Genomic DNA, 11,238 nt, shown 5'->3' with positions numbered 1-11,238 from the left:
ATTCGTAATGGCTTAAGCTCTAATCTCACCCGCATAGCGGGTGGTTGTTAAAGCCGATGCTACGCATCGGCTTCTTACCTAAAGGACTTAACAGAAAAACGCCCAGCGAATGCTGGACGTTTCTACGAAATATTCTTTCGTCTTTCGTCTGTAGCCACGTAGTGGCGTTCTTTAGTCTATTTTTGGAAGCTTTGCGAGGCTCTTCGCGATGTCTTCATCCGTCGGGATGTAGTCGTTCATTTCGCCGTCGTTGAACTTCTGGTAGGCGACCATGTCGAAGTAACCCGTGCCGGTGAGGCCAAACACGATGTTCTTTGCTTCTCCGGATTCCTTGCACTTGAGGGCTTCGTCGATTGTGGCGCGGATAGCGTGGCTGGATTCCGGAGCCGGGAGGATACCTTCGGTCTGGGCGAAGAGCTTTGCTGCTTCGAACACCTTGGTCTGTTCCACAGACGTTGCACGCATGAGGCCCTGATCGTAAAGTTCAGAGAGAATGCTGCTCATGCCATGGTAGCGCAGTCCTCCAGCGTGGTTTGCAGACGGGATGAAGCTAGAGCCCAGCGTGTACATCTTGGCGAGCGGGCAAACCTTACCGGTATCGCAGAAGTCATAGGCGTACTTACCACGAGTGAAGCTCGGGCAGCTGGCCGGTTCCACAGCGAGAATGTCGTAGTCGGCTTCGCCACGGAGCTTTTCGCCGACGAACGGGCTGATAAGGCCACCGAGGTTAGAACCACCGCCAGCGCAACCGATGATGAGGTCGGCCTTCACGCCGAGCTTGTCGAGTGCGGCCTTCGTTTCGAGACCGATGACGGACTGGTGGAGGAGCACCTGGTTCAGCACGGAACCGAGAACGTAGCGGTAACCCGGCTGCTTCACGGCTGCTTCCACAGCTTCGGAAATAGCGCAGCCAAGGCTTCCCGTTGTGCCCGGGAATTCTTCATTGATCTTCTTACCGATGTCGGTCGTCATGGACGGGGACGGAGTCACTTTGGCACCGTAGGTGCGCATGACTTCGCGGCGGAACGGCTTCTGTTCGTAAGAAACCTTCACCATATAGACCTGGCAATCGATGCCGAAGAATGCGGATGCCATGGAAAGAGCGGTGCCCCACTGGCCTGCACCCGTTTCGGTCGTCACGCCCTTGAGGCCCTGTTTCTTGGCATAGTAGGCCTGAGCGATTGCAGAGTTCAGCTTGTGAGAACCCGAAGTGTTGTTGCCTTCAAACTTGTAATAAATGTGTGCCGGAGTGCCGAGAGCCTGTTCGAGGAAGTAGGCGCGAACGAGCGGAGATGGGCGGTACATCTTGTAGAAGGTAAGGATGTCTTCAGGAATAGGAATGTATGCAGTATCGTTATCAAGTTCCTGCTTGATGAGTTCATCGCAGAATACCGGCTGAAGGTCTTCGAATGTGACCGGCTTGCCGGTGCCCGGGTTCAGAAGCGGAGCGGGCTTCTTCTTCATGTCGGCACGGACATTGTACCATGCTTTCGGGAGTTCATCTTCGTGGAGATAAGTCTTGACTTGACCGTCGAGTTTAAGCGAATTTCTCATCGTTAATCCTTTTTGTTTTGTGGCCAAAATATATTAAAACCCAATAGCGATGACAACAGAACCTTCTGAAATTAATCGAAACATAAAACGTGTTTATTGCAAAACTTTCTGATTTTGAGTAACTTTAGCTTGAAACTTTTAAACCCCAACATTTATGCGACTTTGGCTTATCACTTGTCCTGATAATTTTGCTGCAGAATACGACGATATCGAAGAAATGTTCCGTCGTGGATTGACCCGTTTGATTCTTGATAAACGAGGACGTGGCGGGAATTCTCATGCGACTCCAGAAGATTACGAACGTTGGCTGCTGAGCCTGCCCATGGATTTGCGCGACCGGATTTGGGTGCGTGGAACGCCCGATGTTGCCGAGCAATTGGATGTTCGCGGCTGTGTATGTGAAGCTCAAAGTTTTATGGGGGATGTTCCCGAAAGCTGGAAGCGCGTGAACTGCGTGGCGTATTGCAAAAACGTTGAAGAAGCGGAATTGCTCCCGGATTGGGTGGCGGGTGCGCTTTTGGGGCCGATTATGCAGCCGCAATCGGCGTTGGAAATTGTCGAAACGCTTGGAACGCCTTTGAATATAAATGCAAAGACGTCCGTGATTTTATGGGGTGGTGTTGATACGGATACGATTGAGGAATTCAAGAAAATGTCGCCTGCAGGAGTTGCGACTCTCGGTGGCATCTGGAACTACGCTGACCCTGTCAATGCGTTTATAAAACTGAATAGAGTTGTTATTTAAGTGGTTAGTAAACAGGGATATTGTCATCCTCCCTTAGGGAGGATCCATACATCTCCCGATTACTGTATGGACTATCCTTCGGATAATGACGATTCCTAGCCTCTAATCTCTAACCACTTCTATCTTTCTACAAACATTCCGTTGCGCGGTTTGCCTTTAAGTCTGTTGCCGAGCAAATCGAAATAGACCGGATTGCGCTTTAAACGCTGGTCCTTGCGGCTTTCGCGCACCCCGCGGTCTATGCTTACTGGAGGTGGCTCTACGTACGGATGGTCGGGATCATCGACGACAATCTTGATTTTAACGGTGCTCTTGCAGCCTGTTTCGTTTGTATAGGTTACTGTGTAGTAACCACTCTTGGTTCCGTCTAAATTCTTGAGCGTATTTTCGCGCGTTGTGGACTTGAAGCCGTCCGGGCCTTCCCAGCTCCAAATTTTGCCGTCCCACGGGTGCGGGCCGAATGTCACACTAGCGCCTTTGGCGACTTTCAAGTCTGTCGTTTCGCTCCAATTAGCATCGTCAACTTTCACATAAGGAATAATCTTCGTAGCGCTGCACGGCCCCACAACTTTCTTTCCGTCGCAGACGCCGATGGAATCGGGGAGGTCAATCACTTTAGCCTCGAAATTCGGCGTGGGGAAAGCCTTCATGAGTGCTGCGGTCTCTGCTGCGGTTAACGGGAGGATTGTACCGTGACGGGGCGTAAATGCGCCGCTCGTTTTCGTATTTTGCACAAACTTGAAGTTCTCGAGATCGTTGCTGCTGGTGAACTGGTAATGCCCGTTTACATAGCAGTCGTACATGAGCACCCAGGAATTCTGGTTGATGAGCTTGAACACGCCGGCACCTTCGACAGCCTCATTCGTCTGCTGGAGCGGCTTGCTCGGGTTTCTCCATTTCGGAGCCTTGGAGCCGTTTTCCGCCGTGAGGTCATTGGACACCACCTTGCAGATGCCGCCATCGCCTTCGTTCTTGTAAAAACCGTGGTAAAGTTTGTCGATCGGATTATAGACGATGTCCATATCGATGGTCGATTTGCCACGATCAAAGAAATGAATCGGGTCGCCTTCGAGGTCGGTGAAGTCTTCGTTTGCATAATTGAAAAACACTTGGTCGTAAGGGATGGTCCCGTCGTTTGTCAACAGTGAATAGTACACAAGCGGGCGTCCCTTGCTTCCGTCCTTGTTCACGTAATTTTCATCCCAGATGGTTTCGGGGGCCCACACGCGAGTCACGTTTGCGAAGTTTTTGCCCTTGTACTTTTCCGGGAAATGCACGGTGGCGTGTTTCCAGTGGATGAGGTCGCGCGATTTCATGAGCACCATGCCGCGGTTGCTCGCCCAGCCTTCGGCGCTCTTCATGTCGGTATTGACCATGTAGAACCAGCCGTCTGGAGCGCGTAGAACATGCGGGTCGCGGAGTCCTTTCTTGAGGCTCACGGTATCGGCGGCAACCACGCGTTTGCCGTTGTTCATTGCCGTGAAATTGTAACCGTCATTGCTTAAAGCGTAATAGATGTTCTCGTCATTATTCGCCGGGAAATACGCAAAGAGGTAGTTGGAATAAGGCTCGAAACCGTGGATAGAAACCTTGAATAGCTTTTCTTTCGTTTGATTTTTCAAGGAATCTGTGATTGTAGCGGTAAGTTCCACGACCTTGTTTTCGCCTACGAAGCGACCGTTAATATGGCCGTCGTGCCCCAAGAATAGCGTGTCGCCGCTTTTCCAAGTGACCGGGTACTTGCGGTCTGTCGTGACCGAAGAGGGGAGGACTAAATCCTCGTAAAGGTCGTTTATCGTGCCCTTTGGGTGGATACTGTCATAAGCCGCCCAGAACGGATTTATGTCTACAATATCCTGAGCTTGTGTTGTGCAAACCAAAAGTGCGCTTGCAATAAGTATATTTGTGTTCCAACCCATGTATTTTTTCATGAAAGACTCCACTTTTATGGAATTAAATATACTTTTGCTCGTGATAAAAGTCACAGAAATGAATATTTAATATTTTGAAAAATTATCCATGGGGGAAAATTGGATATTTTTACCACCATGGTGTGATAAAAATGGTTGTAATATTTGGTTTTTTAAACGTATATTATTGTATATGGAACGTGAACGTTTGAAAATTTTAGTCGTTGATGACACTAAGACGAACATTGATGTGTTAGAGGGGATCCTGTCTAATGATTATGACGTCTGTGTTGCACTTACAGGAAACAAGGCCGTAGAACTCACGGAGCGGATCAGACCAGATTTGATTCTGCTTGACGTGATGTTGCCGGACATGGATGGCTACGAGACCTTGAGGATTATGCGCGAGAAGAATATCTTGCAAGGTATTCCGGTTATATTCTTGACGGCAAAGGCCGATAGCAAGAGTGAACAGTTGGGACTGAATCTTGGTGCGGTTGACTACATCACCAAGCCGTTCAATCCTGCACTTGTGACGCTCCGTATCAAGAACCAGCTCCAGCTCAAGCAACAACGAGATCATCTGCATGAACTTGTGGATGAGAAGACCGCCGACTTGCGCAGGACGCTCAAGGTCATGCTTACGAGTCTTGGTTCTTTGGCCGAATACCGTGACCCGGAGACCGGGGAACACATTAAGCGTACACAAATTATTGTGCAGCGCATTGCCGAAGAACTCTGCAAGAATCCGAAGTTTGCGAAAACGATTACATCGGAGTATGTTGAAAATCTAGCCACGGCGGCACCGCTCCACGATATAGGTAAGGTCGGTATTCACGATGGCATTTTGCGTAAGCCGGGACTTCTGACGCAGGAAGAACGCAAGGTCATGATGAAGCATACGCTAATGGGTTATGATGTCTTGCGTGAAGTGACTAAGGAATTGCATGATAATCCGATGGTGCGAATGGCTGCCGAAATGGCATTAGGCCATCACGAACACTGGAATGGTCAGGGCTACCCGAACCACAAGAAGGCCGACGACATTCCTATCGGCGCTAGAATCATGGCTGTCGCTGACGTTTATGATGCTCTTGTATCGAAGCGCCCGTATAAGGAACCTTATCCGCATGACGTTGCTGTACAAGAAATCGTCAAGAGCCGCGGGACCCAGTTCGACCCGGATGTTGTCGATGCCTTCTTATCGATTGCAAACCAATTGCCTGAAATATACGAAGAGTTTAAAGATACTTCTTCGAGGGTTATAAGGTGTGACGTCGAGCCCGATAAATGAGAAAAAACGCCATCTCCATTGGCGTATTTCGCTTGTATACACCATACCGATGCTTGTTTGTACCATCGTTATGGTGTTTGTTTTTTCGAATTACTTAAAATCGACTCTAATTTCATCTTCGTATAGTTCGTCTGAATCCAAATTTCAGGACAAAACGGTACAAGATCTTGAATTGTTTTTCAGCCAATTTGAAAAACTGTTCAAGCCTTTGCCGCAAATTTTACAGCATACAACAAAAGAAGCCGATATCAAGAAGGCTTTAAAAAAGCACAGCGCATCGTCTCCTTACATTGTTGATACTTATTATGGCAACCAAAAAGGCAAGTTTATCTCGGCTAGAGATTTTACGCTGGATGAAGGCAAAAAGGAATTTCGCATAAAGACTTGGTATTTGGAGGCTTCTAGGCGCAAGGGGCTTGCCATTACTGGCCCAGAAATAAATGAGCATGCTAAAAAGCGCGTGCTTACTTATTCTTATCCGCTATGGGATAAAAACCGAAATTTTATGGGGACTGTGGCCGAAGACGTTGATTTGCAAAAAGTTCGTTTGTTGATGGGCGATTTTGCAAAGATCGAAGGCGGCATTACGATGCTCGTTGGGGCTGAAAATGATAGCTTGTTTACATATTTCCCATACGAAACGAGCCTTCATAAAATTGTTGTCGATTCCGTTACTGCCCTTTTGCACCTTGTACAAGAAGATATTCGATTCGAACGCTTATCGCATGAAAATGTGATGCGGTTTGAAAAGATGGATGTTGAAAACCGTAAATTGAGTTTTATGGTCATGCCGCTAAAGAAAGCGCCTTTTTATGTAGTGCATGTTGTCCAAAAAAATAAAGTTGTCGCAAAGGTTCAAGAAAATCTAAACGCCATTATTTTTGTCGTGGCTCTTGTCGTGTTGGCTTTGGTGTTTTTAACATGGCTAATTGTACGGTTCCTTTTTAAACTGTTTATCCAGAAGGATTTGAATGATAGCGTTAGTTCGAGTACCATGTTCGAAACGCTTTTAAATAGCGATAACTTTAGGATAATTCTTACAAACGATACGTTTGATATTCTCCATGCAAGCGCCTATTTTTCTGATTTTTTCAATCATGGCAATGATATTCGTGGAGAAATTCTGTGGACTTTTTTCCGCTCCGACTCGTTTAAAAAATTTGTCTATAAAGTTTCGAAGGGCGGCAAAATGCATGCTAGCGAACGGCAAATCATTATTCCTGTTCGAAGTTGCATGGGCGAAGATGCTTGGTGGAAAGTGATTTTCCAGTTCCTTGTTGAAGACAATGGCTCGATTCGCTATTTGTTCCTCATTTCTGATGAAACAAGCGGTATTCAGAAAGACACGATTCTTTACACGATTATGCTATCGGTGGGTGTCTCGTTTCTTGTGATTCTTGACAAAAATCAACGAATCAAGTACATGTCTAAGCAACTTGCGGACTATCTCATCATGGATTGGAAAGATGTGAATGGCTTGCCGCTTGCCGACTTGCCTAAGTGTGGAATGCCCGAGAATGTTGTGGATGCTTTGAAAAAGGCGTTTGATGAACGGAGTTCCTGGAAGGGTACCTTTGTGCTCCAGACGCTCAATACGCATACAGATACGTGGTTCCGTGGCGAAGCCTGTACGCTTAAAGTTCATGACTCGGTTGTGGGTTACATGCTTTCGATGGTTGATATTTCGGAAGTCGTTGAGGCTAGAGAAATCGCGGAACGAGCAACGCAAGCCAAGAGCGAGTTCCTCGCGAACATGAGTCATGAAATCCGCACGCCCATGAATGCCATTATCGGTATGGCACATTTGATTCAGGAAACGCAACTTGACGAACGCCAGCAAGGTTTTGTTGAACGCATTAGCCATGCGGCAACATCGCTTCTTGGAATTATAAATAATATTTTGGACTTCTCGAAGATTGAAGCGAATAAGCAAGATCTTGAAATTACGCAGCTTGTTTTGCGGGATATTATTAGCGAAGTGGCTGCTCTTGCCGAAGTGCGTATTGCAGGCCGTCCCATTGAATTGATTGTTGACGCGGATCCTGAAATCCCTGAAATTTTGATGGGCGACCCTTTGCGCCTTTCTCAGATTTTCACGAACTTGATTAACAATGCGACGAAGTTTACTGAAAGCGGAAGCATAACGCTGAAAATTAAGCAAGAACAAGTTATTGGAAATAATGTAAAACTTTCGTTCAGTGTCAGCGATACGGGTATCGGCATGACGAGCGAGCAGTTAGGCCATCTCTTCAACGCGTTTACGCAGGCAGACGGCTCTATTACGCGTAAATATGGCGGAACTGGGCTTGGCCTTGTCATTTCAAAATCGCTTGTGGAACTCATGGGCGGCGTGCTTAAGGTTGAAAGCGAATATGGAAAGGGCTCTAGATTCTTCTTTACGATAACGCTTGCCATTGCGCCACAGACTTCCGTGCCCAAATGGAAATCTGTTACGACGTTTAAGAATAAGAATGTCTTGCTGATTGACGATTGCAACAATCTCCGTGAAGTGTTGAGACATTACCTTACCAAGTTGCAGTGCGTTGTTGAAGAAGCCGCCTCTGTCGATGAAGCTTTTGATTTGATTCAGGCGCACGAAGAAGCGGGTGAGAGCCCGTATGACCTCTTTATTGTCGATTACCAGATGCCTATTGTGAACGGCATTGATTTTGTACAGGGCCTTCCGATTAAGATGAGGAGAATTCCAAAAATTCTCATGCATCCGATTCATTTTGAAGAGAAAAATTACCACCTTGCAGAAGAAATCGGTTATAACAGCTTCGTGGCAAAACCGTTGCAGATTAGTTCCTTGCTTAGCGCCATGCAGGAGGCTTTCGAGCAAAAACTGACGTATCAAAAGTCCGTTAAGACCGAGAAAAAGAAGATTTTCTTCAAGGAAGCAAAGATTCTCTTGGTCGAAGATAATCTGATGAATCAGGAATTGGCGGTGTCACTCTTGAACAGTGTTGGGCTTACTACGATGGTGGCTGCAAACGGTAAAATTGCGCTGGATTTGCTCAAGAAGGATGCTTTTGACTTGGTGTTGATGGATATTTTGATGCCGGTGATGAATGGTCTCGAAGCGACGAAGGCGATCCGTAACCGTTCCGATGAGTATTTCAAGACGGTGCCGATTATCGCTATGAGTGCAAAAGCGTTCCAAAAAGACAGGGACGATTGTATCAGCGCTGGCATGAACTCTTATATTGCAAAGCCCATTGATCCGAAGTTGCTCTATTCTGAGCTCGCAAAGTATTTGCCTGTTGCCGATAAGATGCCGATAGCGGCAAATGCGGGTGAACCGGAGGCAACACCTTCTGATGCTGACGATAGTGTTGTGGCTATGTTCCAGAATGTCCGCAATTTCGATGCGGCGGCTGGGCTTTACCATGCCAACGACAACAAGAATTTGTTCTTCAAGATTATTCAGGGCTTTGTCCGCGATTACAGTGCAGATGTCCAGAAACTTAAAAAGGCTTTTGAATCTGTTGACCATGACGAGGCTGCTCGCATTGTGCACACGATTAAGGGACTTTGCGGCACGATAGGAGCGTATCATGCGCAAACGCTTGGGGTGATGCTCGAAAATTCATTGCTCAAAAAAGAGCAGAATTACAGTGAGTTCCATGCGTTTGTAAAAGCTTTGGAAGAACTTTTTGGTGACCTTAAAATCGTCATGAAGAATATTCTTTCGGAACAGTCGAATTCGACCACGGCGGTTGTCAAGCATGTTGATCCGGAAGCCTCAAAAAAGTTGACGCAAGCGATTTGGGACCTCAAACCCGCGGTAGAATCTTGCTCGCTGACGAAGTGCAAACGCATTTTCGAAACGCTCGAAAAGATTATTTTTTCGCCAGAGCAAGATGCTTTGTTGCAGAAATTGCATAATCAAATTGACGATTACGATTTTACTGCTGCTGAAGAAACAATCCGCCACCTCGAAGAAACGCTCAAATAGTCGGCAGAACTTAGATGGGGCATTCTGGAGGGAGTGTAACGACCGATAGGGTTATAAAATCATTGCTGCGACAAATGCAATCACGACAATGGTCACAACGATAATGCCGAACGGATTTGCCGTTTTCTTTTTTGCGTAGGGGCTGTTCGGGTCGTCTCCGAATTCATTCTCGAGGATTTCATCGTAGTCGGGCGTTTCGAGGTCACTGTATTGCGCGCCTTCTTTCCAGCCGGTGTTCTTGTCGCTCCCGCAGTGGGGGCAGAAGGTGGCGTTATCTTTTAATTCGGAGTGGCAGTGAGGACAGTGCATAGTAGACAGTAGGAAGTAGACGGTAGGAAGTTGGAAGTAGGTTGTTGACGGTTTGTTGCGGGTGGTTCGATTGTTTCTTTTGCTTGTCATTCCCGGCTCCGACCGGGAATCACCATTTATTTCGTGAACTTGAATCGTCCCAGAAGGTCGAAGTAGCGGGCCCTGGGGGAGAACTTTATGGGCTTGCGTGTCTTGCGGAGGGAAGTGCTCTTTTCTGGCTTCGTATAGAAAAATTCTCTGAAATAGTTATCACTTTTAATTTTTATTGAAAAACCTTTATCATTTGGTATGTAATAGTGGGTGTATGTGACCTTATCGTTTTCGTATTCATAACATTTGGAATCATCGTCTGGGTCCGCTACAAGAAATTCTTGATTTGTTCTTACTGAGTCTGTGCCATAATCAAAGTATTCAATTGTCAATACTGTATCATGTTTAAAGAATATCTCGCTAAACCTATGAATATTCCCCTCTATGGTCTCACTGTTTGCGTATGTTGTGCTTTTTTTTGTGATTTGAACGCCTTTATACTGTCCATCCTGATAAAATTTTAATTGGCTGCAAATAGTATCATTGGTGCTGCAATTTGATTCGATATACTCGGTACTTTTATTTTTTAAGACGGTTTCATTCGTGTCTTGATAGAAGAAAATTGTGTCGGTTCCATCTTTAAAGTGGACAATCATTTGATTCAACTTATCATTTTTATAAATGTATTTATGGCTCCATTCGTTTTCATGTTCTGTATTTTCGTATTCTTTGAAATATGAGGAATCTTGACGGAATGCGTTGCCTGCCGTAAACGTTATATCAGTACATGTATTTGCCGAAGCTGCTTCATTCAAGGCGAAAACGGCAATAGAAACAAGAAAAAAAGATTTGCGAATCATAAATATTCTCCTTAATTTGCTTTAAATATAAAAAACCGCCAGGCGATTGCCTAGCGGTATTAAAGCTTTTGGCTTGGATCCTATCGGTCGCTGCGCGACCTCCAGGATGACAAATCAAACATTACAGCTTGTCGTTGGAGCCGAGCACATCCACGATCTTGTGCATGTACATCTTCTTCATGTTTTCACGAGCCGGCTTGAGGTACTGGCGCGGGTCGAAGTGTTCCGGATGTTCGTCGAAATACTTACGGATAGCGGCAGTCATAGCGAGACGGCTGTCAGAGTCGATGTTGATCTTGCAGACAGCAGAGCGAGAAGCTTCGCGGAGCTGTTCTTCCGGAATACCAACTGCATCCGGGAGCTTACCGCCGTGAGCGTTGATCGTATCAACTTCGTCCTGCGGGACAGAAGAAGAACCGTGGAGCACGATCGGGAAGCCCGGGAGTTTCTGTTCGATGGCGTGGAGCACATCGAATGCTAGAGGAGGCGGAACGAGCTTGCCAGTCTTCGGGTCGCGAGTGCACTGTTCCGGCTTGAACTTGTAAGCACCGTGGCTGGTACCGATGGAGATAGCGAGG

The 11,238-nt window shown here is 46.6% G+C and carries 8 protein-coding genes; 3 read left to right on the top strand and 5 right to left on the bottom strand.

Annotated features, from left to right (window positions below; all coding sequences use genetic code 11):
* Positions 1 to 171: 171 nt before the first annotated feature.
* Positions 172 to 1,554 (bottom strand): TrpB-like pyridoxal phosphate-dependent enzyme, encoded by a 1,383-nt coding sequence (locus HUF13_RS16525; RefSeq protein WP_173476133.1) that lies wholly within the window; start codon positions 1,552 to 1,554, stop codon positions 172 to 174.
* Between the two features lie 154 nt (positions 1,555 to 1,708).
* Between HUF13_RS16525 and HUF13_RS16520 the strand changes: the two genes are divergently transcribed.
* Positions 1,709 to 2,299, top strand: a complete 591-nt coding sequence (locus tag HUF13_RS16520) for a hypothetical protein (RefSeq protein ID WP_173476132.1) — start codon at positions 1,709 to 1,711, stop codon at positions 2,297 to 2,299.
* 119 nt (positions 2,300 to 2,418) lie between these two features.
* On the opposite strand, the gene HUF13_RS16515 is transcribed toward HUF13_RS16520, so the two are convergent.
* A complete protein-coding gene (locus HUF13_RS16515) occupies positions 2,419 to 4,230 on the bottom strand; it encodes a glycoside hydrolase family 43 protein (RefSeq protein ID WP_173476131.1) in 1,812 nt (603 codons plus the stop codon).
* A gap of 172 nt (positions 4,231 to 4,402) precedes the next feature.
* Between HUF13_RS16515 and HUF13_RS16510 the strand changes: the two genes are divergently transcribed.
* Together HUF13_RS16510 and HUF13_RS16505 are read left to right on the top strand one after the other, a co-directional pair.
* Complete coding sequence (locus tag HUF13_RS16510) at positions 4,403 to 5,503, top strand: HD domain-containing phosphohydrolase (protein ID WP_173476130.1); 1,101 nt, start codon at positions 4,403 to 4,405, stop codon at positions 5,501 to 5,503.
* A gap of 70 nt (positions 5,504 to 5,573) precedes the next feature.
* On the top strand, positions 5,574 to 9,461 hold the full coding sequence (locus tag HUF13_RS16505; RefSeq protein ID WP_304039333.1) for a response regulator: 3,888 nt from the start codon (positions 5,574 to 5,576) through the stop codon (positions 9,459 to 9,461).
* Positions 9,462 to 9,512: 51 nt separating this feature from the next.
* Here the strand turns inward: HUF13_RS16505 and HUF13_RS16500 are convergent, their stop codons facing one another.
* The 3 genes from HUF13_RS16500 to HUF13_RS16490 all read right to left on the bottom strand — a co-directional run.
* Entirely contained in the window at positions 9,513 to 9,770 is a 258-nt protein-coding gene (locus HUF13_RS16500) for a zinc ribbon domain-containing protein (RefSeq protein WP_173476128.1), read from the bottom strand.
* Between the two features lie 116 nt (positions 9,771 to 9,886).
* Entirely contained in the window at positions 9,887 to 10,660 is a 774-nt protein-coding gene (locus HUF13_RS16495) for a hypothetical protein (RefSeq protein WP_173476127.1), read from the bottom strand.
* A gap of 121 nt (positions 10,661 to 10,781) precedes the next feature.
* The coding region (locus HUF13_RS16490; RefSeq protein WP_173476126.1) for a class II fructose-bisphosphate aldolase at positions 10,782 to 11,238 on the bottom strand (457 nt) is incomplete at its 5' end.

It is taken from the genome of Fibrobacter succinogenes (genome assembly GCF_902779965.1).
In the GTDB taxonomy this organism is placed as follows: Bacteria; Fibrobacterota; Fibrobacteria; order Fibrobacterales; family Fibrobacteraceae; genus Fibrobacter; species Fibrobacter succinogenes_F.
Note: the sequence above shows the minus strand (reverse complement) of the source record. Positions and strands in the feature narration are given on the sequence as shown.